Origin of the sequence: Rahnella sikkimica, assembly GCF_002951615.1 — a bacterium.
GTDB lineage: Bacteria > Pseudomonadota > Gammaproteobacteria > Enterobacterales > Enterobacteriaceae > Rahnella > Rahnella sikkimica.
On the sequence record NZ_CP019064.1, the window covers coordinates 52,456 to 78,335 of the forward strand.

19 protein-coding genes are annotated in these 25,880 nt (G+C 46.6%); 12 read left to right on the top strand and 7 right to left on the bottom strand.

Translation table 11 applies throughout. From position 1 onward, the window contains the following. Nucleotides 1-59 precede the first annotated feature (59 nt). The 3 genes from BV494_RS24185 to oxdA form a co-directional block, all read right to left on the bottom strand. On the bottom strand, nt 60-1,574 hold the full coding sequence (locus tag BV494_RS24185) for an amidase (protein ID WP_104925351.1): 1,515 nt from the start codon (nt 1,572-1,574) through the stop codon (nt 60-62). A 112-nt stretch (nt 1,575-1,686) separates the two neighbouring features. Next, nucleotides 1,687-2,553, bottom strand: a complete 867-nt coding sequence (locus BV494_RS24190) for a transporter (protein WP_104925352.1) — start codon at nt 2,551-2,553, stop codon at nt 1,687-1,689. Nucleotides 2,554-2,601: 48 nt separating this feature from the next. Next, nucleotides 2,602-3,648, bottom strand: coding sequence for an aliphatic aldoxime dehydratase (gene oxdA / locus BV494_RS24195; protein ID WP_104925353.1), 1,047 nt, complete (start codon nt 3,646-3,648; stop codon nt 2,602-2,604). 299 nt (nt 3,649-3,947) lie between these two features. On the opposite strand from oxdA, the gene BV494_RS24200 reads away from it, so the two are divergent. Next, nucleotides 3,948-4,919: a helix-turn-helix domain-containing protein gene (locus BV494_RS24200; protein WP_104925354.1), complete on the top strand. Its 972-nt coding sequence runs from the start codon at nt 3,948-3,950 to the stop codon at nt 4,917-4,919. Nucleotides 4,920-6,470: 1,551 nt separating this feature from the next. On the opposite strand, the gene BV494_RS24205 is transcribed toward BV494_RS24200, so the two are convergent. Next, nucleotides 6,471-7,385, bottom strand: coding sequence for a GGDEF domain-containing protein (locus BV494_RS24205; protein WP_104925355.1), 915 nt, complete (start codon nt 7,383-7,385; stop codon nt 6,471-6,473). A gap of 97 nt (nt 7,386-7,482) precedes the next feature. Here BV494_RS24205 and BV494_RS24210 point away from each other — a divergent pair, with 97 nt between their 5' ends. The 4 genes from BV494_RS24210 (at nt 7,483) to BV494_RS24225 (ending at nt 13,347) form a co-directional block, all read left to right on the top strand. After that, entirely contained in the window at nt 7,483-8,010 is a 528-nt protein-coding gene (locus BV494_RS24210; RefSeq protein ID WP_104925356.1) for a sigma-70 family RNA polymerase sigma factor, read from the top strand. 19 nt (nt 8,011-8,029) lie between these two features. Beyond that, nucleotides 8,030-9,010, top strand: coding sequence for a FecR domain-containing protein (locus BV494_RS24215; RefSeq protein ID WP_104925357.1), 981 nt, complete (start codon nt 8,030-8,032; stop codon nt 9,008-9,010). 103 nt (nt 9,011-9,113) lie between these two features. Continuing rightward, complete coding sequence (locus BV494_RS24220; RefSeq protein WP_226790149.1) at nt 9,114-11,576, top strand: TonB-dependent siderophore receptor; 2,463 nt, start codon at nt 9,114-9,116, stop codon at nt 11,574-11,576. A gap of 37 nt (nt 11,577-11,613) precedes the next feature. Then, the gene (locus tag BV494_RS24225; RefSeq protein ID WP_226790150.1) at nt 11,614-13,347 is read left to right on the top strand and encodes an ABC transporter ATP-binding protein/permease; all 1,734 of its coding nucleotides are present in this window, start codon (nt 11,614-11,616) and stop codon (nt 13,345-13,347) included. Between the two features lie 278 nt (nt 13,348-13,625). Here the strand turns inward: BV494_RS24225 and BV494_RS24230 are convergent, their stop codons facing one another. Further along, a complete protein-coding gene (locus BV494_RS24230) occupies nt 13,626-14,858 on the bottom strand; it encodes a diguanylate phosphodiesterase (protein WP_104925358.1) in 1,233 nt (410 codons plus the stop codon). A 760-nt stretch (nt 14,859-15,618) separates the two neighbouring features. Here BV494_RS24230 and BV494_RS24240 point away from each other — a divergent pair. From BV494_RS24240 to BV494_RS24260, 4 genes are all read left to right on the top strand, one after another. Then, nucleotides 15,619-15,801, top strand: a complete 183-nt coding sequence (locus BV494_RS24240; protein WP_192938236.1) for a hypothetical protein — start codon at nt 15,619-15,621, stop codon at nt 15,799-15,801. 1,493 nt (nt 15,802-17,294) lie between these two features. Then, nucleotides 17,295-18,203 (top strand): transcriptional regulator GcvA, encoded by a 909-nt coding sequence (gene gcvA, locus BV494_RS24250; RefSeq protein ID WP_104925361.1) that lies wholly within the window; start codon nt 17,295-17,297, stop codon nt 18,201-18,203. 75 nt (nt 18,204-18,278) lie between these two features. Further along, on the top strand, nt 18,279-19,106 hold the full coding sequence (locus tag BV494_RS24255) for a DMT family transporter (RefSeq protein ID WP_104925362.1): 828 nt from the start codon (nt 18,279-18,281) through the stop codon (nt 19,104-19,106). A gap of 17 nt (nt 19,107-19,123) precedes the next feature. Beyond that, a complete protein-coding gene (locus tag BV494_RS24260) occupies nt 19,124-20,014 on the top strand; it encodes an oxidoreductase (RefSeq protein WP_104925363.1) in 891 nt (296 codons plus the stop codon). A 921-nt stretch (nt 20,015-20,935) separates the two neighbouring features. On the opposite strand, the gene BV494_RS24265 is transcribed toward BV494_RS24260, so the two are convergent. Further along, a complete protein-coding gene (locus BV494_RS24265; RefSeq protein ID WP_104925364.1) occupies nt 20,936-22,138 on the bottom strand; it encodes an MFS transporter in 1,203 nt (400 codons plus the stop codon). A gap of 63 nt (nt 22,139-22,201) precedes the next feature. On the opposite strand from BV494_RS24265, the gene BV494_RS24270 reads away from it, so the two are divergent. The 3 genes from BV494_RS24270 (at nt 22,202) to yegR (ending at nt 24,913) form a co-directional block, all read left to right on the top strand. After that, complete coding sequence (locus BV494_RS24270) at nt 22,202-23,206, top strand: AraC family transcriptional regulator (protein WP_104925365.1); 1,005 nt, start codon at nt 22,202-22,204, stop codon at nt 23,204-23,206. Nucleotides 23,207-23,728: 522 nt separating this feature from the next. After that, on the top strand, nt 23,729-24,004 hold the full coding sequence (locus BV494_RS26385; protein ID WP_369694511.1) for a hypothetical protein: 276 nt from the start codon (nt 23,729-23,731) through the stop codon (nt 24,002-24,004). 588 nt (nt 24,005-24,592) lie between these two features. After that, nucleotides 24,593-24,913: a lipoprotein YegR gene (yegR, locus tag BV494_RS24275; RefSeq protein WP_104925366.1), complete on the top strand. Its 321-nt coding sequence runs from the start codon at nt 24,593-24,595 to the stop codon at nt 24,911-24,913. Between the two features lie 469 nt (nt 24,914-25,382). On the opposite strand, the gene BV494_RS24280 is transcribed toward yegR, so the two are convergent. After that, entirely contained in the window at nt 25,383-25,874 is a 492-nt protein-coding gene (locus tag BV494_RS24280; protein ID WP_104925367.1) for a DUF2938 domain-containing protein, read from the bottom strand. Nucleotides 25,875-25,880 lie beyond the last annotated feature (6 nt).

Sequence of the window (25,880 nt, forward strand, 5' to 3'; positions counted from 1 at the left end):
ATGTTACTGCCGGGATTTAAGTCCGCCGGTATAACTCTGAACCTATCGATGAATAGCAGTTACATTTCCTGCCAGTTACCGCTTGCTTCAAACGCGGCGGCGGCCTGATAGATAGTGCTTTCAGCGTAGTGCCGCCCAATCAGCATCATGCCTACCGGTAATCCGTCAACCAACCCACAGGGCACCGACATTGCTGGATGGCCCGTCACGTCCAGCGCGGCCGTGTTACCAATCATTTCGAATGCTTTGGAGATATATTCCGTAAGTGAGCAGTTCGGTTGTGGCAGTGGCGGAGCCGTCACCGGAACGGTCGGCATGACCAGTAAATCGAAATCATCGAACGCGCGGTCATAGTCTGCACGTGCTCGGCGGGCCAGATTCTGTGCCTTCGCGTAATAACGGCCGTTATAATGTTTCAGGCCAAACTGGCCTATGAGCATGCAGATTTTGAGAGAAGGAGAAAGCGTGTCAGCGCTGTCACGCCATCCCGCATGTTTGTCCAGCAGAGGGACATCGTAGAGCCCTTCCCAGTTAAACCCCATTCCGTTGCCATGCATCATCTGCATAGTGAGTCCTTCGCAACCAATCGGCGACCACAGTGCGGCGGCAAGCTGGTGACCGGGCACAGAGACTTCCCCGACGAGCGCTCCCAGACTTTCCAGCCGTGCAATAGCATTACGGACCTTTTCTGCAAGCTGAGGCTGGAGATTAGGCAACTGGAACCCTTCCGTTACCACACCGATTTTCAGCCCGCGGACCCCTTTATCGAGCTCAGCGATATAGCTTCCGCCCCGGGAGATGTACTGCCTTGGATCAAGACCGTCAGGTCCGGCCATCACCTCCAACATCAGTGCATTGTCCTTCACATTAGCGGTAATGGGCCCGGCATGATCGATGGTGGCTTCAATCGGCATAATGCCAGTGTAGGGGACGAGTCCGTGGGTGGGTTTCATGCCATATGTGCCACAAAATGCAGATGGAATACGAATCGAGCCCCCTTGGTCACAGCCTATCGCCATATCAACTTCCCCGGCAGCCACCAGCGCTGCACTACCCGATGAAGAACCGCCTGCGCTGTGTCCCTTGCGCCACGGATTATGTACCGGAGCAGGTTCTGAAGTATGACTTCCCCCTGAGAGGCAAAAATGTTCACAGGTGGCTTTACCCAGAATGGTGGCGCCGGCATCAAGAAGACGGGTTACAACAGTGGCATCGAAAGCTGGTACATGCCCCTCCAGTGAAGATGCACCGTTCATCATTGGGACTTCTGCCAGGGAGATATTGTCTTTAAGCACCACGGTCTTCCCGACCAGCACGCCTTGTTGTGCGCCTTGCACTTCACTTTTGTAGTACCAGGCATTCAGCGAGTTTTCTTCGCCCTCCGGGCGGTATCCTTTTTCACGCGGATATTTCACCGTGGGGACCTCATCACTCAGGCCATCAATCAAGTCGTAGGCATCGAGGTTTGGTTGCATGAGAGCAAGATATTCTGCCGCTTCGCTCTCAGAAATCTGCAAATGAAGCTCGCCTGCAAGCTGTTGCAATTGACTGATATTCGGACGTTCAATAGGCATATTTATTCCTTAGCTAAAAAAATTGACTGACTCAATCCTGACCTGAACATATCGCACCGGCACAGCGGTTACCTGTCTTAGACGGACAGATACGTTGTTAGGAAGGACAGCCTCAGAAAACGCGTGCGTAGCGAAGATTTAGCCTGAAATTTTCTTCAGCACCGTTTTCAACGCGCAGGTCCCTGCCCAGCTGTATCTGGAATTGATCACGAGGTGTGGCAAATTTTGTTGCTGTGATACGGACGTTGGTGGTTTGTGACTGGTTATTTTGCTTAACACCGTCAATCGTGGTTTCTCCCCCCCAGGTCTGACCAAAACCCAGACCCAACGCCAGTGTAGGGTCTGGCATATAGCGCCCCATAATCTGTGCTGCCCATGCATTATCCTGCTGAAGGCGAGATGTGCCGGGCCCATAATCGTTATTGTCACCGTACCAAATGGCATCACCGACCATATCCAGCGCCCACTTTTCAGTGAAATATTTCACCCAAGCCGCCTGCAGGTCGACCTTCCAGCGGTTCTCGCCCAGACTTAGTGAATCGTTATGGTCATAGCTGCCGCTGGGCACATAGAGATAAGGGGCGAAGCCAAAAATGTCCCCCCCTGCGTTGAGTTTGATTTTTAAAGGCACGGTAAGGATCAGATCACTGGTCCCACTGGCTGAGCCAAGAGAAGCCGCATCACCGCCGCCAGATATCCTCCCGAAGGGCAATAGAAACTGCGGATCCAGCGTTGCTGTCTCAGAAATTTGTACGGTATGAAGCAGACGCAACATGCCAATATCAGAAGTCAGGTTATAATCAGAACTGACTTTTTCACCACGCGAGTGCGCTGAACCGGTTGAGGCATGCTGATAATAAAGCAGCCCCACCGTTGTACCGTCGGGAAATTGGCTATAATCGCCAGGTGCGACTTCAACGGCGAGGACTGGAGCAGACCCAATCAATATGAGAGGCAGGAAAAAGCGCAATGCGTGCATGGAGTAATCCCCGGAGAAAGTTGGATGGATGAGTTATAGTCGTGTGGTTTAGCGCTGAGCATCACGTAGCATCCCGGTCATAGGATGGCAGTTGATGTACTCGAAGGTTTGAAAGCGAGCGTCTGAAACAGAAACCTCGTGGTAAAGTCGCAGTTTCTGCAAACCCGTCACCACCCGGAAAAATGTAGTGAAGATGCGAAGATGAGTGGGGTGTGATTCTGCCCAGCGCTCAAGCCGGTCAAGTGAGCGCCAGAAGCCAATATCGTAGGCAATATCCAGCAGATTTCCGTCGATATCTACGTTGCGAACGAACCGGTTGCTATAACAGCCGAGCATGTGACCTTCATCCCGAAGAAAATCCATACCAGCCTGCAAAGGAGGAAGCATCTCTGTGAAGTAAAGCTGACGTTCATCTGCATCCGCTTCCATCCAATCCTGCCCTGAACGGATTAGCGTAATGTTGTCATGCCCCTGCACTACAACTCTCCCGCCGGCATCAGGATCGCCAGAAATAATGCGCAGTTCTTCATCAGGCTGAAGCCAGTCATTCTGGGAGGCCGGAATACGGTCACGTACGGAACCCCAGTAGCCATGTTCCTGGATCTCGCCGCTAATACTGCCCATTACTGCCCCGACACCCGGCAGGTCTTCTTTAAAGGCATACAGCGTTTCAAACTGTTCAGCCCGCGGGGCTATAATTTCACGGAAGTAACCGACATTATCCAGCAGGCGCTCATCAGAAGACCACCATTGTTCGATCTCGGGCTGACGGAGCCAGCGGCAGTAATTAGCCGGATCCCGCCAGTAACCCACTACGATAAAATTACCGTAGCCCTGATTGTCGGTATGGAAAGAGATGTCATGATTGCCTGGCCCATCACTTAGGTTGAAAGTCGACACCATGTGCTGCATTGCCCGGACAGCATCTTGACGATTTTCTTCTCGAAACTGCACGCCCAGATAGGCCATAACGACCTGTGTCAGATCATCCCCAGATCGACCAGCGAACATCGGGAACGGCGGCTGATAATCGTCATGTACCCGGCGTGAAAGCGAACGGGGGCATTGCAGATGTTCATCAATGGCAGATTCCATAAAGACTCCTGGATAAATAGTTTCAGCGATGGGTTAACCCACCACTGATACTAAGGAGAAATCAGCCGGAGACCTGTTTCAACCGGACAATCGTCTGGCTTGGAAGGACACGTGTGATATTTTTTGAGTCGTTTGACTGATGATGAAATAAAACAGTGCGGCACTGCCCGTTAATAGTGCGTTTCATTCCGTTTATCGTATCTAAAGATATCCATTATTTAGGAAATCTCTCGCAAAACGCTCATGGCGCAAATATTGCTTTCAGTTTGAAATAATTCATTCTGATAAGAGGTGTTGCCGTGAACAGCCATTCCATTTCCCGGGAAATACGCTACTCCACCGAACATGTTTCAGCGCATCACCGTTTCGAGTATTGGAATGATGTTATTCTTCGTCACTGCATTCCTTCCGATGGTAAACCACTCGCTGACTGCAGGTTTGACGGTGAACTTAACGTGCGTGAAGTGGGTCTTGTAGATGTGTGTACTCTCACTTCAACACTTCACCATTGGGAGCGAAAATCACGACATCTGAGAACGGGACCGGACGATGACTTGTGGCTCGGTTATATCCAGGGTGGCTACGGGCAGCTGGAACAGGGGGGACGAAAGGCCTGCCTGGCTTCAAATGATCTTGTTCTTTATGATGCGGCGCAGACCTTTCGCTTCAGCATTGGGGGTAAAAATAACCACCTGATAAGAATCCCCCGGCACCTGCTTGCAGGAAAAGTGCCTGCGAGTGATAGCCTGACCGCAACAGTTCTTGATGATACCCGTCCGGGTATTGTTCCGCTGCGTGAGATGATTCACCAGGCAGCTCAAACACCTCTATTGGTAAGCAATCCGGATGTGGCCAGCCGCTTTTCACAAACGATGTTAGATCTACTTATGCTGAGTCTGGAGCTTCAGGATCACAACACCGTGTCTGTAGAACGCGATTTATACGCAAGAATGAGAAACTATATCAGTAGGAACCTTACTAATCTTGAACTCAGCGTGGAGAATATTGCTCTCGCTCATCATGTGTCAGTACGAACGGTGACAAGGACTTTTGCGCGTCACCAGAAAACACCAGCAGCGGTTATTTGGCAGGAACGGCTTCAGGCCAGCCGAGAAGCACTTGAAAATGGGCATGTTTGCAGCGTATCTGAGGCTGCACTTGACTACGGATTCTCTGATTTCTCACATTTCAGCCATGCATTCCGTAAAGCGTTTGGCGTTACACCAAGCTCTGTTATGAAACAGCAACGTCAGTTTTTTATTCAACCCTGACGATAAAAATACTCGCAAGAAAATAATACTGTGAAATTGAATAAGCAGAAATTTCTGCCCCTTAATATTCGGTTTAATCAAGATTACTTCTCATAGTTCTGAACCAAGTCTAAAATTGTTGCTATGAAAAGCGCTACAATAATACTTAAAAGCCGCTCCGATACCAGGGGCTCTTTTATTAGTTACTAAACACCATGAGAACTTAATCTTATACTAAAATAAATTCAGGAGTATCACTCCTACCTAGTAACTAAATTTTGATATGATATTTTCGCCTGCTATTGCAGGATTTTTTTTCTGTCTGTTGAAAATTTCAATTCTTCAGGATGTGAGCAAATATGCCATGCATTAATAAATAACCGATCCTTAGTGGTGTTTTTCATGCTTGAGGAGTCTTTATTAGCTATCACTCAATTGGTTGATAATTGACTGATAGCATATTGATTCCCTTTGGTTTTTACTCACTTTTTTCAATTTGGCAAAAACGATGATTAGATTCTCCCTACTGATGGCGTACCCGCTACCACGCAGTCCAAGCACAACGTCCCCCAAAAATCATGCACATTTCAGCATACTCTTCAATCGACACCATTTAGTCTTCTAATGTGGTTACTTTCCAACACCTAAATATAGATAGTTGACCGTTCGGGAGGCAAGAAAAGACCCACTAGGAAAAATTCACTATTCAATGAATACACATCTTGTAAGATTCATTACTCCCAGAAACGACATTTAGTCCCAGCCTAAACGATTTGCAGGCATACCTCTCCATGCCCAAGCTATTGGTAATCAATAAAAAATATCGATTTTTAACGATTGAGCCGTAAAAAAAAGGTTTTACAGTAGTTTTTGCACAAAGACTTAAATTTATATTGTGTGTTTTCATACAGTGCTTATAATTGCTTGCGTGATTATTTACCCTCATGTAGTCACATTTGGAAAACCCCTTGGTCGTATCATTAACCGCCTCTAACTTGAGGCGGATTTTTAATCTCAGTTCATCATAATTTCAACTACCAAGGGATTCGGGGCTTTGCCAAAGGATGTGATTTTCTGGGCATGGAGCGAACCTTCCTTTTCGAGAAAAATATGTTTCGTATCTGCTTACTTATTCTTTCACTTTTAGTTATTTGCTCGTCAATTTTTTGCATAGGTATGTATATGGCGTTGTTAAAAGGAGTGTAATTTGATGGTTAATAGATGATCGGATTTTTTGTGGCTCCTAACCAAAAAAATTGAATTTTGAAGGGGTTGAGAATTTTCGCATACCTGCGACGTACACGTGGAAGATTTCCATTTTAGGAAGATCTCGATTACTCCAGATGAGCATATAGTCTGGCTTATACTGCTGCAAAATAATACCCGGTATTGGGACATAACAGAACTACTGGGGCTGCTGGCAACCATAATATTATGTGGTAGAACTACGGGTATCAAAGATGCAACTGATCTGCCACGAAATGACTTAAGTTTTCATTTACTAGATATTATTTATCGCTAAATGAAGTTGGAAATAATGTTGATCTGGTCCTGAGACTAGAATCTGAGCAATTATGCTGTAGACCATTCGATTCTATTCTTCCCCCCACATTTCGCTTCATAAAGGGCGACTTCAACACGCTTGAGTAAGTTCTCAACAGTCTCGTCTTCTTTTTTGTGACCGGCTCCGATACTGACGGTGAACCGTATCTCCCCATGGATAACCAAGTCCCGCGTTCGGGATAATATTTTTTCCGCCACGACACTGGCGTCCTGTGTTGAGGGCAATTGCAAGATAACCGCAAACTCTTCGCCCCCGATTCTGGAGGCGGTGACATTGCCGTCATACAGGCTGCTCAGTAGATCTCCGAATGCCCGAAGAACTTCATCACCGATGTCATGCCCGTATTTGTCATTGATGTTTTTAAAGAAGTCGATATCGATGATAAAAACATAAATATTTGTATTGTCTAATTCCAGAAGAATATTTCTGAAATAACGTCGGTTAGGCAAATGCGTCAATTCATCACGATAAGAATCTATACTGACATCGGCATATTTATCATTCACGTACTGCACAATAAAGTAGATGCCAATCGAAACGCAGAGCATTCCTGCCAGTCTGGACACATCCTCAATATAATATCCCACCCACAGAGGTTGATGGATAAACTCATCCATCACATCAAATGCTGCTGACATTATCCAGATATAAAGGCCCAGGTTAATCCATCTTCGCAGGCTGGCTTTAACTGTCAAACGGTTAAAACTCCATAAGATAAAATTAAGTATCAACCACTGAACGGTATCCACAACCCAGCCGGAGTTCTCCATCCAGGAATGTCCGATTTCTTTTTTCGGAAAGCTGAAAAGATTAATAACCATCACCAAAAGACACAACGCCAGTGAGAATATCATTGGCGTATACAGGGTTTTTCGTGATTCATTTTTAGTAAAAAGTCCGTCTTCATATTTCACGAATGGCATATGACCCCCTGATACATATTGAAATGAAAATCATTCTCATGTAAATTTATATGTCTATATATTTCATAATTTACGCATCGCTGGTGGTTAGAACGAAATGTCATCTCCTTGTTTTGGTTCGGCTGAAAACATTGTGCTGATCTTCTCAGAACATCACAACTGGCTACAAAAAATACTCAGACGACGCCTTGGAAATGCCAGCGATGCCGCCGATCTCGCACAAGATGTTTTTCTACGGCTGCTGTTAAAACCGCGAAACTTTGACAGTCTGGCCGGCGCGCGTGCCTATCTTGGCGCTATGGCTCAGGGAATGTGTATTGATTTATGGCGTAGAAAAGAAATTGAACGCCTATGGCTTGAGACATTAAACGCTCAGCCAAAGCCTGTGGCAGTCTCGGCAGAACATTGCGCAGTCGTACTCGAAACCTTATTTCAGGTGGATACGATGCTACGTGCGCTGCCAGTTAAAGTCCGAACAGCATTCGTGATGTCGCAAATCCGCGGGCTGACTTACCCGGAGATTGCCGTCGAACTCTGCGTATCAGTGCGCATGGTGAAGAAGTATATGGCTCAAGCCATGCTGCACTGTCTGGTCTTAGAAGTTGAGCATTTCGGCGCGATATAGGTGAACTGAGCAAAGCAACATGACGAATAAACCCGGTTTTATCGCGCTTCAACAGGCTGCAAAATGGTACGCCGAGCTACAAGATATCCCCGCATCGCAAGCCAGCCCCAATGCATTCCAGCACTGGCTGAATGAAAATTCAGAAAACCGGCTTGCTTGGCAGTATGTGCTAAAAATTAGTCAGCGTTTTACGCCACTGTGCGAGAGCGATGCCCGCAAAACAGCGGCCCTGACAGCATTAACTCATGCTCAACATAATGCCGGGCGCCGTCAGGTGCTGAAAATGGCAGCATGGATTTCGGTCGGTTCGCTGATCGGCTGGAGCACATGGCGTCATACCCCATTGCGTAATCAGGTACTGGCATGGCGTGCTGATTATCACGGCCCGCACGGCGCAATCACGCAGTTCACGCTAAATGACGGTTCCCGCATCTGGCTCGATACGGACAGTGCGCTGAACGTCAACTATTCCACGAAACAGCGGGCGTTACAGTTACTTAAAGGCCGCGTCATGATTGAAACCGCAGCCGATCCCCAGCGTTCGCTGACGGTGACTACGGCTCAAGGAAAAATGCGCGCACTCGGCACACGATTTAGCGTGCATATGCTCAACGAAGGCACGGTGCTGCACGTCTATCAGGGCGCAGTGGAAGTCTCACCGGCCGCCACCGCCGATAAGCTGATTATCACAGCAGGTCATGGGGTGACTTTCCGGCAGGATGCGTTTGAACCTGTCACGGCGCTGAGCAAGCCTGAACCAGTATGGCCACGTGGACTTTTGCAGGCCGAAAATATTCCGCTTAGAGAATTCATCACACGCCTCTCTGCGTATAGAAACGGTTATCTGGGATGTGATCCCGCCGTAGAGGCGCTGGCCGTTACCGGTACGTTCCCGTTACATGACACTGATATGGCGCTGGAGATGCTGACCCACATACTCCCTGTACAAATTCACCGCCGTTTTTCGTGGTGGCTGACTGTTGCACCACGCGGCGTATAAATGATCACCAAAAATAAATTCACCTCTCCGATTCCCCATTTCGTTTCCTCATCCGATTAACCCTGTGCAGCACTTCTACTTTTGGGAATTTTCAGGGGGATCTATGTCACCATCATCACAAAATGACCTGCCACGCGCCTTGCGCAGCAAACCACTTGCCACATTTATGCACATGATGCTTTACGTGCCAGCACTTTCTTTCGCCACGTCCATGGTGACATCTGTTCATGCCGCTGAAATCACAGCGCGTCAAAATGTTTATGCCATTCCGGCGGCACCGCTTGCATCTCAGCTCAATCAGTTTGCCGCACAGTCCGGTATATATCTGGCGAGCGATGCCACCTTAACTAATGGGTTATCTGGGACAGCGCTCAACGGCACTTTCACCATAACAGAAGGGTTATCCCGCCTCCTGACATCCCACGGCCTTCAGGCCGATCAACAATCCAATGGCAGCTATGTACTAAATAAGATCCCTGAAGGCGAAGAACTCGTGGTAGTAGGTAAAATTGATTACGGCTCGATGACTGAAGATACACGCTCTTACACTACCCACAGCATGTCAGCCGCGACCCGTCTGAATCTTTCTCCGCGTGAAACGCCGCAGTCGGTCAGTGTTGTAACCCGTCAGCGCATGAATGATCAGAATATGACCTCCCTGGACGATGCCATGCGTCAGGTGACGGGTGTCAATGTGATTAACGAGAGTTCGTACCAGAGCCGCTACCAGTCACGTGGCTTTACGATGGACAACATTCAGGAAGATGGTATCAGTTCCTCGTTTCAAAACAGCCTCGCGGGTATGGGATACGCCGAAGCGTCAACCGAATCGCCTGATTTAGCGATTTACGACCATCTGGAAGTTTTACGCGGCGCATCCGGCCTGACTCAGGGCAGCGGTGAACCGGGCGGCACCGTCAATATGGTGCGCAAACGTCCTACATACGATTTTCGAACCTCATTGAGCGCCAGCGCAGGAAGCTGGGATAACTATCGCAGCGAAGTGGATATATCCGGCCCGCTCAATGACGATGCTTCGCTGCGGGGGCGTCTGGTTGGGGTGCTGCAAAAAAAAGACAGTTTTACTGATTACGTAAACAGTGAACGTCAGGTGCTGTTCGGGACGATGGCCTACGACCTCACGCCACAGACCACTTTGACGACAGGCATTTCGTGGCAAAAAACTGACACGGTTCCCAATCTTTATGGTGTCCCGATGTCAACGGACTATTCCAGTCTGAATCTTCCACGTTCGACGTTTCTGGGTGCCAGCTGGAATAATATCACCTTCGAGAAAACCAATGGCTTCGCCGAGCTTGAACATTATTTTGACAATGAGTGGGTTGCTAAAAGCTCGCTGAACTATACCTCCGCCAGTGCACAGGGGAAGTTCATCGGTGTTTACGGTAACGGCACGCAAGGCGTGAATGATTCTGGCGATGCAAGACTCAACAACTACCTGCAACGGCACAACCGCAGCAGCCAGTACGGTCTAAACGTCAACCTTAGCGGCCCGTTTGAGTTTTTGAAACGCGAACATGAACTGGTACTCGGCGGCGACTATCAGAAAGAGAACTTCAGCAATTTATTCGGTTCACTAAGCAACACCAGTAAGGTGAATATTTACAGCTGGGATCCGGAGAGTCTGAGTGAACCGGACTGGGATTATACGCGCCGTTATCAGTACAACGTCTATCAGCGCGGCCTGTATGCGACAACACGTCTGAGCCTCGCAAATGACTGGAAGCTGATCCTCGGCAGCCGTTACAGCGACTTCACCTACGACTCCTATTTCACTAACCTGACTACCGGCGCAATGACCGGGCACAGCAATTACAAGGTGAAAGGTAAAACTATCCCTTACGGCGGCCTGCTGTGGGATTTCGCAAAAGATTACACCTGGTATTTAAGTTACTCTGAAATCTACAAGCCTCAGAGCACGCAGGACGCCAGCGGCAACTTCCTGCCGCCGGTCACCGGCAGCAATTACGAGACCGGTGTCAAAGGAGAATTCTTCGAGGGTGCGCTGAATGCCTCTATCGCCCTCTTCCGTATCATTCAGGAAAATAATGCCATGAGCGGGGTCGGCTGCGACGACTGCTATATCGCTGATGGCAAGGTCCAAAGTCAGGGGATTGAGATGGAAGTATCCGGCCAACTGGCCGAAGGGTGGCAGGTTTATTCAGGGTATACGCTCAATAACAGTAAATATCTCGAAGCAGCCGACACGCAGAAAGGCACCAACTTCAGCAAACATACCCCACAACATCTTATCCGCGTCTACAACAGCTATCAGTTCCCGGGACGTTGGGAGAAATGGTCCGCAGGCGCAGGATTAACGGCGCAGACGTCTACCACAACTAACTACGACGTTTCGCAGGGCGGTTATACGCTTTTCAATGCCAATATCGGCTATCAATACAACAAGCAAATACGCCTGAGTCTGAATGGTAACAATCTGACGGACAAAGAGTATTACGTCGGCGTCTCCAACCGTCACCGTGGCGGTAACAATTTTTACGGAGACCCGCGTAATTTCATGCTCAACGTGAAATGGGTTTACTAAGTTGAATCTTTTTTAAGCGCGTTAGCCAGCCACGCGGGTGGCTAACGCGCTTTTCTCGGACGCTTCCGGTACAACTAACCTGACACTTAATGCGATTTTATTTATGCAAAGCTTGAAACAATTTTACCGGCTGATAGCCCCCTATTGGCTCCATCCCCGCGAGTGGTTTTCGTGGCTTTTGCTTTTGTTGCTGGTCTCTCTTACGTTAGGCGTGGTTTGGATCAGCGTGCAGTACAACAACTGGAGCCGTGCATTTTATGATGCCCTGACTGACTACTTCCAGCATGCCTCGGTGGCCGGGTTGGCACTGCCTTATGCAGGATACACGGCACTTTTTGTAGTGTTCATAATCAGTACCAACTGGCTGAAAAAATTACTGATTATCCGCTGGCGACAAAAGATGACACTGCGATTTCAGTCAGCGTGGCTTAGGCAAAATAATCATTATCGTTTAAGTCTCAACAGTGAACCCGATAATCCCGATCAGCGTATCGCCGAGGATATCCGGCTGCTGATTGAACAAAGCCTTGGACTGTTTTTGTCATTGTTAAAAAATACCACCGGTCTTTTCTCCTTTATTTTCATTTTATGGCAACTATCGGACACACTCAGCATCACCGTTCTCGGTCATACCATTACTCTCCACGGTTATTTAGTCTGGGTCGCTCTGGGGTATGCCACCATCAGCAGTGTTCTGGCGCACTGGATCGGACGGCCTTTGCATCAGCTCAATATGGATAAACAAAAAGCAGAAGCAGACTACCGTGCAGGCTTATTACGCATACGTGAAAACACCGAGCAGATTGCTTTATACCGGGGAGAGCGTGCCGAACTACGTCGAATGCATCATCACTTTTTAGCCATCGTTCACAACTGGCAGCGATTGATGAAACGCGAGTTCAGACTGGATACCTTCACGACCACCTACTTTCGCCTGAGTCTGATGATTCCAATTTTTGCTGTATTGCCGCTGTATATTGCCAAAAAAATCTCTCTCGGTGGTGTAATGCAGGCACGTGCTGCTTTCGGATATGTGCTGGATGCTTTCGGCTGGTTTATCGATTCGTACCGTCAGATTGTTACGTGGTCAGCAACGGTAGAAAGACTGTGGGTTTTCGAGCAAAACTTAAAGGAAATCCCGGCTAAAGCGATACGTTCACGGCAACCAGGACCACTGATATGCCAGGAACTGGTCGCCCGACACGCTTCGGGAACGCCACTTTTTAAACCGGTAAACCTGCGTTTACATGAAGGCGACACCCTCGCCATTACAGGCGCCAGTGGTTGTGGAAAAACCACTCTTCTCAGAACCCTGTCCGGACTTTGGCCTTACAGCAGCGGACGCTGGATTTTACCAGCCGGAAAAAATCTCTTTGTGCCACAAAAATCCTACTTGTCATACGATTCCCTGAAGCGTATTGCAAGCTATCCCGGGTTAGCGAAAATCAGTGACGAGCAGATAAAAATGAGTCTTGAGAAAGTGGGTTTAGGGCATTTTTCTTCTCAAATAAATCAAATAAAGCTCTGGCAGCGAGTGCTCTCCGGTGGAGAACAACAGCGCCTTTCTTTCGCACGTATATTGATAAACCGGCCAAAACTTATTTGCCTTGATGAATCCACAAGTCATCTGGACGATGAAACTGCGCTCCGTCTTATTAACCTTATCCGAGGTGAGTTGCCTGAAAGTATCATCCTCTTTATCAGTCACCAAAAATCCGTAACCAAATCATTTACAAAGCAATTAGAGGTTGAATTACATAAAGGAAAGTAAATGAGGTGACCTCAATCTTATGGACTCACGAAATGCCCGTTTAAGCGGGCATTTTTGATTATGTATTAATCCTGACTTTTATTTCTTTTGAGATATCAGAATTCAAAAACTTCAGCCTGCATTAAAAGATAAAGTTACTTAAATAGTCTAATTTATTGGTGCACAACGATACGGCTAGTTTTATCGATATATCCGGAACCGAAGTCACTCCGGGATATTTTAAATTAGGGTTAACTAGAGCAGATGAGCGGCACTATAGCCTGTGACTATGCGTTTTGTTAGCTGGCTTTAATCACTATCTCGTCAGCCTCTGGCCAATTAACAGCTGGGAACGCATTAAGTGCCGGGGAAGCAAATAGTTCTCCCTGAAAATTAGAGATACCTGCTGCATCGAGCCACATCCATTCCTCAGGTTTTATTATTCCTGTCGCGATCACAGAAATTTCCAACGAAGAACAAAATTTGATTATAGCCTGTACGATGGCTTGCTTTGGACCACTCTTATGAACGTCACGGATAATACCCTGATCGACCATGATCTTCTCAGGTTGGAACCTTGTTAGCAGTAAAAGTCCTGCGGACCCCGAACCAAAATCATCAATGGCCAAACGCATCCCAGAAGCCTTCAGCTGTTTAAGTACTTCAGCCAAGTTGTCATCTCGTGTTTTTTCACTATTTTCCGTAATTGCAATGACGATTTGTTCGGCAACCAATCCTTGTTTTTCAATTTCTCCAAGCAAGGCTGTAATCGCATCAGGCACAGTTATCAGTGTCATTGGAAGAAATTTTAGTGTCAGAGTCTTATCACCAATACCCAATTTCTTTGCCACACTGATGGCGAGCTTCTGTGCTTCGAGGTCTGCCTCATAAATGTTCTTATGCGTTACTTTGGAATAATAACTGATAGCAGACGCGCCGGCGGGCCCGCAAAGTGCACTTTCATAGGAAAGAATCTCTAAGCTAAGCGGATCAATAATTGGCTGAAAAGTAAACCCAATGTCCTTCAAATCAGGCAAACTGACAACTTCAGGTGTTTTACAGATACCATCAGCTTGAAAAGACCAAACCTCGGCTTGAGGAATATCCAGATAATTATCCCTTTCCCTAGCTTGCACGAAAGTGCATAAAAACTGCAATGCTCGGTCATCATAGGTGAGACGATACTTCGAGGTTCCTTTATCCAGAACTGCCTGGAGGACAAAATCTTCCGAATAACTCTGGAGATCAAAAATCTCCATTCCTACCTTGCCGAAGCGCCGTGCTGGAGCGTAATCACGCATTAATTCAACGACATTATGATGGCGTGAGTCTGCACAAATGGTTTCAAATATGCTGGATACTGCCTTTTCCGGCCCCTCAAGTAACTGAAAAAAGTGGGTCCCATCAAAAAGCAGTATCCCAGTCACCGAAGACAACTCATTTTTACTGCTTGCATGCGAAATCATGCCCTCAAGGGATGAGGGAGAGAGACCTTCACAAATACGGCTGCGATAAATCAGCGTAGACAACATAAAGTTTACCGAATACTTAAGTGATAGATTTTCAAAATAGCAGATAAATCTTGTTGAGGTAAAAATTTACAAGGGGGATAGTGTGTCGTTGTTAAGCTATAAATGCTTAACTAATACTTTAGAAACTCACCTAAAGTTATAAATGATCTAAGCTAGCCATGAATCCCAGCCAAAAAGTGTGTGCTTTGCACAGGTAAGTTGATTAAGAAACATTCAATTCAACTTTTTTGATACACCCTCCAAACCGTGAATAGGAAATGACACTTCGCGTTCGCACATGGTATTGCTACGGCTCATCTCTATCCCCATCGAAGTCAATCCTAATCATCTAAATAGAGCGAAAATAACAGTACTTTAAGATTCAAATGCGTAAGGCGAACGCCAGAGCCCTGCCCTTCCTATTGGCTTCCGAACTAGCCGCCTCTTTTATGCATTCAACTCATTTGCAGTAACTACGTAAGTTCTCTCAAATAGTTAATCACTTGAACATGCAAGTATTAAGTCTTCTTGGCGGTTTAAATTCCCTATTATCAAATAGCGCTAAAAGCTCTTTTTTGTTACCTCACGTCCACATGATGCACAGTTTAAGCTGAGAAAGTTTTCCTCAAAATCAAAAAACTCTGGTTGCTTAAGAAACTCGCATCTGCAGACATAACAACTAAAAAATTCAAGAAAATTGTCTGCATTCATTGCACACCCCTTTTTATGGTAGATTTAAGAGCAGGATAGAATTTGAATGTGTATTTCGGGGAGCAATACAATGAACAAAGATGGTCAGTCAATCTTGCTAAAAGCGACACAAGGACAGTTATGCTCTGAGGATCGCTACAAAGGTAAGCAGGTCATTTCTGTCCTCGATGTTGCCCTTGATGTGATAAATGATTTAGAACAAGAAATAAATAGGTTGAACGCTATAATCCGACAGATTGAAGGCAAAAACTAACCTACTCCCCATCAAAAAACACGCCAAGTATGGGCATAACTTAGAGTGTATAGAACAGCATTTAATGGCAAAACTCAAATACCGTAACAGTCAGTTTTATGTATTACGAATCCCTGATATGGTTAAGATGTTGTGATGAATCCCACCTATGCGGTAGGGCATAAACAGCTAATTTCTTTCAGTTGTGCGGAAATGCGAACCATGGTTAGCTGGCCGACGGTTCACCGGGAGGCACCCGGCATCGCAACACAAAGCTTGTGGGTTTACCACGATTTATCTTTGAGTTACGAAAAGCTCTCTGCCATTTCACTAATTAAGCGTCTCGCAAATCCTAGCTAAGGTCATCGACCTCTTTTACATACATTACCGTCATTTGAATGCATTGATGATTTTCGTCTGATGAGCGAGTAATTTGGCTACGCCTATAATCTTCTGTGGCAACTGCTTTGATGCTCTTTCTACTCTACTTGCGGGTATTGATAGATCTTAGATCTGAATTAGGAGAAATAATGATTTTTGCCGCGTAGTTTTTATGATGGTGTACGCCACGACTGATGAACCGGATGATAGTTCATGCATTCAAAATGCGGAAAAGCAGTGCCCTATTTTTGTAATAACTGCTGGTGGTTAAAGTTTCAAATAGAGGAAGACAATTTCTAAGCCACAAGGGTAAACCGGCTAAACAGTTTTAGCTGAGTTTGTGCTGGGCAACCTAGAGAGAGTCATACCCTTCTCTCGAAGCTGCATCAGGAACTTACCCATTTACCCGAAAACGTCATGCAGTAAATTTTCTTACAAAGAACCCGTGTTAATGACGGGCTAAGTATCAAAGCTATCAATATTGCTCAATTTGGAAGGTAGTCACTCCGTCCACTTCAAAGATAAGCCAATACTCAGCGATTCACCACTTGACAGATAAAAAAAGAGCCCGTTGTTTAGGCGGGCTATATTCAAGGATTAGAATGCTAGTAGTCTTGGCAGACCTGCTGATCTTTTGTCAGCTGAACAAAGCATAGTTGGTATACTGATAGAGATTATTAATTTTTCTAAAGTAAAAATCCTAGGACAACTTTTCAGTTACATTAAGATGACTTTTTCCAGATCATCGGGAGGTTCTCATGGATATTCCAAATCCAGTCTTTGAGGAAGCATGTAGGCTAATTGGGGAGTGCTGCGTAATGCTTGCGCAGAATGGGGAAGAAATCAGCCGTAACCGGATAGCATTAAGACTTGAACGAGTTCAAGAGTCGGCGATAACGATAACCGGTAGGCCGAATGATGCGCTGTGTCAGGCTATAGACAGACTTAAAGGTCTTTAACTGCCCTAAGTGGGATAGTCTTATTGCCAATATATAGAAGCGGCGTAGCACTACGGTATTCTGATAGTTGTAAAGAAAATCCTGGGCCCGATTAGAGAATATTTGTGTACTTTTTCTCCATCAACTAGAACCAAGCTTACCCTTTATGAGCATTCACTCAGTAACAGGAACTACATGAAACGTGATCTCCCCCCTACAGCCACATTGCGCACTTTCGAGGTCGCTACCCGGCACATCACGTTTACGTCAGCCGCAGAGGAGTTATTCATTACGCAAAGTGCTGTCAGCCATCAGCTCAAAAATCTCGAGGAAATCTGGGGGCTGCAACTCTTTCAGCGAGGTAAAACTTTGCGCCTTACGCCTGCTGGCGCAGCCCTTGCCCCTTTGGTACGCGAATTCTTCAGTAAACTCGAAACCACACTTGTCGACCTGCGTGAACAAAATGGGCGTGTACGTTTGCGCGTCAGCACCACCTATTCTTTTGCGCTTAAGTGGCTGTTACCCCGCTTGCCTGACCTGGCTCTCCTACATCCGGAAATTCTGGTTACAATCGAAAACACCGATAACGCTATTAGATTCGCGAGCGGAGATGCCGATTTGGCAATCCGTTTTGGGAACGGTAATTATCCTGCGCTACATTCAGAGTTTATGTTCCGTGAACAGCTCTTTCCGGTGGCAAGCCCTTCCCTTTTACAGCGTTTTGGTATTCCAAATGTCCCTGGCGAATTGTTACGTTACCCGCTCCTTACTCGTGACGGTGCTGACCTGGTACCAAAATGGGACACATGGTTCAAGAAAGTGGGCATCAATACGGATGTACTCCACGAGAATGTGCGCTTCGCTGACACCAATATGACTATTGAAGCAGCCTTACTAGGCCAGGGCATTGCATTGGCGAGAAGCGGGCACGTTGAAAAAGAAATCCGTGAAGGAAGCTTGGTCCGATTATTTGACGTAATATTCCCCTCACCTGTTGCTTACTACTTGGTCTGTCCGGAAGGCACAGAAACTCAGCCGCATATACTTAAATTCCGCAACTGGCTTCTCGCTCAGTCACAGCAAGCTCAGCTTAGCTACAGTTAATGTATGAGCGTTTACTCATTCTTCAATGACAACAATTCACTTCAAATCGGGGCAGATGCTGTTTAGCATCAAGACATGCCCACTCATATTATTTTACTGACGTTGTTCGCCGCCCTCCTGCACGCGAGTTGGAATGCCTTACTCCGCGGCGGTTCTGACCGGTTGTGGTCGATGACCATAATGTGTGTAGCGATCGCGTGTAGCTGCGTCATTATCGCCCCATTCCTTCCGCTGCCCACCGGCGAGAGCGTTAAATATGCGGTGTTATCGGCTTTGCTGCATGTCGGCTACAACCTGTGTTTAGTTCGCAGTTATCAAAGCGGAGATCTCGGGAAAACCTACCCAATTGCACGGGGTTCTTCGCCCCTGATGGTGACCTTTGGAGCAGCAATTTTTGCAGGGGAAAAAATTGTCTCAACTATGTTTGTCGGTATCGGGCTGATCTCGAGTGGGATTATGTTACTTGCTATAAGAAGTCCTAAAGTGCCGGTGCGAGACCTCAAATTTCCCCTCGCTACCGGGGCGTTTATCGCCGCCTATAGCGTTGTGGATGGGTTAGGTGTGCGCGTCTCAGGCAATTCTTTCTCTTATACCGTGTGGATGAGCATGTTGTGGGGTGCGCTGATGCCTGTGTTCTTTATCATCCTGCGCGACACAAAAAGTTTACTGCGCTGGCGTCCTGGTTTATTTGGTGCGGCAGTTGGTGGGCTTGTATCGTTATTGGCTTACGGCCTCATCATTTATGCCATGATGGCCGCACCTATGGGGGGCGTGTCAGCTCTACGCGAAACAAGCGTACTTTTTGCTGTTGTTCTGGGGTATCTGTTTTTGGGGGAAAAGCTAACGTTGAGAAAAATGCTGGCGTGTACGGTGATCGTAATCGGAACGTTTATGATGGGTTAAAATCAGGAGAAATCGATATGTCTGGCCTTCCAACCATTGCTCTTATTGGACCCGGCGCGATTGGTACTACAGTTGCTGCATTGCTTCATGAAGTTGACCGCACACCAATGCTTTGCGGACGTACCGCGCATCCACAATTAGTTTTGCATCACGATGAGGGGAAAATAATCGTGCCAGGCCCGGTGTTGAACAATCCTTCAATTGTCAGGCATCCGATGGACCTGGTCTTTGTTGCGGTAAAAACTACCCAGGTGGCTGATAGCGCTGGTTGGCTGGCCGCGTTGTGTGATGAAAACACTGTAATATGTGCCCTGCAAAACGGCGTGGAGCAGAAAACCCTTCTGGAGCCCTTCGTTAACGGGGCAACAGTGCTCCCATCTGTTGTGTGGTTTCCAGCACAGCGTGAATCCGATACTTCTGTCCGACTTCGCGCAAAACCCCGACTAACCCTACCGGATGTGCCACTTGCACAACTTGTCACTGACGCGCTCAGCGGCACGCGTTGCACGGTTGAGTTGTCATCTGATTTTGTCTCGCTTGCATGGCGTAAGCTACTGCAGAATGCAGTTGCGGGCCTGATGGTGCTTACAAATCGCCATGCAGGAATATTCTCACGAGAAGATATTACACAATTGGCTCTAGCTTATTTACACGAATGCATGATCGTTGCACATGCACAGGGGGCAGTGCTTCAAGATAGTGTCCTGCAGGAGATTGTTAACGGTTTTCAGTGTGCGCCCGCAGATTTAGGCACCTCTATACTTGCCGACCGGAAGGCTAACCGGCCGCTTGAATGGGATATACGTAACGGTGTCATTCAGCGTTATGGCCACTCAAAGGGTATCCCAACTCCCATTAGTGACATCCTGGTACCATTATTGGCGGCGGGGAGCGAGGGACCGGGCTGACTCCAATTACCTCCAGGGAGTTAGACAAAAAAAGGCATTAATATGACCTAAATACTCAGGCTATTACGGGTTTGAATAATGTCATCACTTGTGGCTCTCGCATTGCAGAGCGATCCAAAGGCAAAAAGTATAAGAAGCGGCTAGATAGAAAGTCCGTAAGCGTATCATTCAGACCGTCGTTCATCTCGGGGTCACATTCGCTACCATGAATACTTTCGCGAACGTGGTCAATATCGCGCACAGAAACACGCCCTATATCTCGATGAGCATGCGTTTTAGTGACGCTATCACTTCCCGAGAAATCGCGGCAAAGCTGAAAATCAGCTCATCAGCCACGTATATGATCTTCACGCGCTACCTACGCACCAGTATATCATGGCCCCTATCTGAAGATTACACACCGTAAAAACTCGTAGTTGACTCTACACTTTTAACCTTGAGATGAATCTGCCTGTTAAAGAGCCCCGGCCGACTGGACAATAGAGTTCAAAATTCACATGGATGAACTCAGCTGAGCCTGCAGCCCGGCTAATGTGTCGCTGCTCTTGCATGGGAAAATAGCATTAATGTCAACCTGATTTTCAACTGACGCAACCACTCAGCACCGGCGTACTCGCCCCGGATCCTAGCCTCGGGGTTATCGCGGTAAACTTGGGATCTCTTACTTGTGCCATGAAGGCTAACAGAACGAAAACGTACACCAAGAAGGTAACATTGGGTTGTCTTAATCATCGGGGGGAGGACACTTAACATGGTAATTGTCTGTCCACTATTGGTACAAAAGGGGACAAGCGAGTAAGATCAGCTAGGAGCTGACTAGCGAATTAAACGGAAAGGCATAGGAAGTCTCGTTACTTTTTGTTCAGGCCAGCAACCTGATTCCGCTGGCCTTCTTTTGAAACTTTGTTACAGGGGAAGTGGTCAGGTCAGCGCGACCTTCACCTTTAGTCCGATAATGAGCGTGGCAAAAAACATTATGCAACCAGCGGTGATGAAAACACCTGTAACGCCGCTGATACCAAAGATTAATCCCCCCCACGCAGCACCCGCAGCAATTGAAGATTGAACTGCTGCGACTACCATACCGCCAGCGGTTTCAGCCTGATCGGGTACGGAACGCGCTACCCAGTTTGACCACGCAACGGGTACGCCACCAAATGCCATCCCCCACAGCGCGACGAGCATCATCAATCCTATTTCCTCTAGTGGCAGCAAAATCATGCTTAATGCCGCTAAACCGACAAGCGCTGGCATGAGTATCAGGGTAAGACGCAGGCTTCTCTCCATCAGCCACCCAGCCAGCAGCGTACCGATAAAATTAGCGATGCCAAATCCAAGTAGTATCAGAGACAAACGATCCACATCAAGTTTGACAATATTTTCAAGAGCCGGACGAATATAGGTAAACAGTGCATACTGACCAGTATGGGCAATTACACACCCCGTCATTCCCATCGCAATACCTGGGCGGCGGAGTAATTCCATGACAGATGCTGTTACCATCATTCTACGCGGAGCCATTCCTGGAAGGGTAAATAGCTGAAAGAGTAGAGTCAGCACGCCTACCCCGGTTGCAGCGATAAAAGCACTACGCCAGCCATAAAGCCCACCTAAATAGCTCCCCAGTGGGATCGAAACTACGGTACCGACAGCAATACCACTAAAAATAATGGAGAGCGCGCGCGGAACGCTTTTCGCAGGGACCAACCGCATAGCTACGGCAGCAGCCATACTCCAGAAGCCTCCCAGTGCGATGCCCAGCAAAATGCGCATGATTAACAGTACGGCCAGACTGGATGAAAGCGCGACAAGTAGATTGGAGGCAATCATCAGCATGGTAAAACCAAGCAAAACATTTCGGCGATCATAATTACGCGTCAGGCGGGGAACCATCAGACCAGCAAACAAGGCCACCACAGCCGTTACCGTTACAGCCTGACCAGCAAGAGCTTCTGTCACACCGAGATCGGCGGCCATGGGTGTCAACAGGCTGGCAGGAAGATACTCCGCAGTCAGTAAGCCAAACACGCCCATAGTCAGTGAAATAATGGCCATCCATGCGGATTCTTTGGGTTCCGAACTATTCAAACTAGTGGATACAACTTCAGTTGCTTCATTTCTCATAACTCACTCTTCTTGGAGAAAAAATTACAACTCCAAGTCTAGAGTCGAGTCGCTGGACGATCTATGATGCCCTATCCTGATTTTTTACCCAAAACTCCGAATATGCATGTGAATAAACATTTTGCCCTGTCATCCGAGCTTATCAGTGAATTGCTGCTGGAAATGCGCCTACGTGGCGTGCAGTATCGCCGTTTACAGACTGGCTCTGAATTCGGCATCGGTTTTAGCAACAGGCCGGGGCATGCCTATTTTCATTACATCGCTGTGGGAACTGCTCTGCTTCGCACACACGATGGTATCTTGCACGAACTGAAAGCCGGAAGCATGGTATTCATGCCGCAGGGTGAGGATCATGAGCTTGTATCGGATGTCAGCAGTTCATTTCAACATATCGACACTTTAGGCTCTGCTCCTTTAGGCGAAGCCGTCAGCGGAATCAATACGTGCCCGAGTTCGAATCCGACACCCAGCACGGTTCTGTTTTATGGCTGTATGGAGTTCGATCTCGGTGGAATGCAAGGTCTTGGTAAACTGATGCCACAAGCCATAGTGGTTGAGGCAAATGAACAGATTTATCCGGGGTTGGTCCCCATTCTGGGCGCGATGAAATTTGAAATCTGTTCCGGGCGAGCAGGCTTCGCGGGCATTCTGGCACGCCTCGCAGAAGTGGCGGCCGCTATGATTGTGCGTGGATGGATAGAAAACGGCAGCGAAAACGCCGCTGGCCTGATCGCTGCGTTACGTGATCCACGACTTGCCCGTGCTATCCTGGCCATTCATCGCGATACATGTCGGGAGTGGTCTGTTGCTGAACTTGCTGCCCAGTCACATGTGTCACGTTCTGTTTTTGCAGAACGCTTTAAATCAATCATCGGCATACCACCCCTGCGCTATGCAAGGGAGGTGCGAATGCGTATCGCAGGTCACTGGATAATTCATGATAAGATCTCAATTGACACCGTTGCTCTACGCCTCGGCTATGCCTCACAGGCTGCGTTTAGCAGAGCTTTTAAGCGCATCAATGGATATCCGCCAGGCGCTATGCGTCAGCGAAAGGCAATACACTAATTGAGTGAATGTGATTGCTGAATTAACTGTAGGAGACAGCTCTCAACATTAAATACTGAGCGCAAACGTCTTTCATCATTCAAAGTATCCCAATTTACTCAATGTCCGCTTCCTGCACGAACCAAACATGCTGAAATGAGTCTTCCGGAAAGAGCGAAGAGCAGACCTCGCATCTCAATACGATTTATTTTTACATTACCGAACAGATTTCTGAGTCAACGAAGAGCAAGCTACACTGACATATTGAAAATTCGCAAAATCTTAGTCGTTGGATTATGCTGCAGATAGTTTCTAAAGGGGTCATTATATGAGCAATAGAGTAAGTTTACATTCTGCAGTCTATCATAGACAGATCGTTGAAAATCTATTTCGATATTACGTTTACGACCTCTCTGAGTTCAGTCGAGGCCCATGTAATAACGATGGAAGTTATAGTTTTAAGTCGTCATCACTTGATACCATAGCCGTAATGACCATTGGCCGTATTTAGTTTATTGCGGTGAGGAACTCGCTGGCTTCTGTCTGGTTGGACTCTATCCCTATGATTTACAACGTTATGATATTTATCAATTTTTTATTATTCGTAAGTTCAGAGGAATGGGCGTTGCTAAAGAGGCATTTCGTCTTGCAGTATCTGATAGGCCTGGACTGTGGCAAACAAGGGTAATGCTGAAAAATACATCGGCATTGCAGTTCTGGCGTTCGGCGGTTAATTCAGTCAGCGATGGTAATTTTCAGGAGAGGATTCTGGCTGATTATGATTTAGACATGCATTTCTTTTTATATGAAATAATATAAGTGTTTTTGCAGTTAAATAAGTATAAATAAAGGAATAATCGTCACGTTTTTAAAAGAGAATTTCGCCGTTGATGAATATCATTTGATCAAAAGCACTCTTAGTCAATATTTCTCTCAATCTGACCTGCTTCTATTGATGAACGCACCGCGAATTTAATATGGTCCATTTTTCGCACAAAGCAGACAGCAGACAGCAGACAGCTGACAGCTGAGTGAATCCCGTCAGAAATGGGTGAGGAACGGAAATCAGGAATGCATACTCTCATCGATGAGTCTTGAATCCTGGGGAGCATGTCAAAACGATTGGTTGCATGTTTGTCTACGCCGACCCGACAACATGAGTGATTAAATGAATACTGAAAGTTGTTAATTGCATGGTAATTATTCTACCTATGTTTTCATTTTTTTTCACGTTTTTTTAACATCATCAATTCTTGAGGATCTTGTTAGCCGGTTAGTGCCGTTTATTTCTCAGAATATTCAATGCGATAACCTTATACGCATCTATAAATGGCGATTGGTTTAATTAATGTTTCATTCCAGTTTGTAAAATAGAGACTAGCCAAATATATAAGGATTATTCTTCACATGAAAACATCAATAATTACCACCACTATTTTAATTGGTTCTTTGTTAAGCGGTTGCGCTGTGCAAAATGATAAAACACAGTTTCAAGGCTTGGGCTTGACATATCAATCCGATGTCAAAAAGCTAGAAAATGGTGACTATCTAACTGAAGTAGAGGCAGCGCCTGCTGCAGGCCGCATACAAGGTGCTATTGGGACTGCAACTAAAAAGGCTTCTGATTTTTGTAGGGTACAAAACAAATCTATGAAAGAAGTTAAAACTGAAATTGATACACACTTACTTGTTAATGGCGTTGCTCGCCTGACGTTCAAATGCATTTAAATATTCCTATTTATAAAGCTGAGAGCTGTTATTAAACAGGCTCTCTATGGGCATATTATTATTGTGACTAAGTGGTAATGTAATTATTCGCTACAAACGGGCTATTCGCTTTTAGAGATTTTCTGATATTTTATCCCTTCCCAATATCGGTGTCAGGATAAATCAGAGATCCGGGCCTGTTGATTCCTTCCCTGTTTATAACTAATTAGTGTTCCGATAGATCGTATCGTTCAGCCTTATCTGAAGTTAGCTGTTTACTATGAACAAAAACGATGAGTAGGAATTTTAATACATGCCTGAGCCGTTAACACAATGTCTGCGGTATCTCATCGGCGCCAAGAGCGAAGAGCGGACATTAAAATTCTCCGCAGATTAATAATTCTTAGTCACCCCAGCTTACCAAAACAACGACAAGGCTAGTTCCAGACGATAAGTGTAGGTGTTGTGACTCTTGAACAGCTCAATGTTGCTATGACAATGACGCCATAACAGCTGTAATGCCATATAACCCGATACCATACGAAAGGTGCGTAATCAGGCTTAAAAGACGCGCCACCCATGGGCGAGGTGTACGTGAGGCAGCGATACCAAAGCCAAACGCGGGTTGCAAAATTAAGAACGGAGCAATCAAAGTTAACAAACCTGTTAACATGCCCATGAAGAGCGAGGGGTCAATGAGCCAGCCTCTTCCGTAAAGCAAAAGTGGTATAACCGCAAAAAGTATTCCGATTAGATAATGGAATACCCAGCCAGTAAGATTCTCCCCTGGTATCCGTGATGCTGAAAGAATGGTGTGATGCCTGAATTTTCCTTGTGGAAGCAATAAAATCCAGCGACCTACCAGCGCATAATCTAATGGTGGAATTTTTAAAATAAGCTTTTGACATAACGACCACCAATCCATGACCAGTGTTGCTCCAATGCCCGCTATGACGGTTTTGAAAAAAATGATGATATCCAAAGCGTA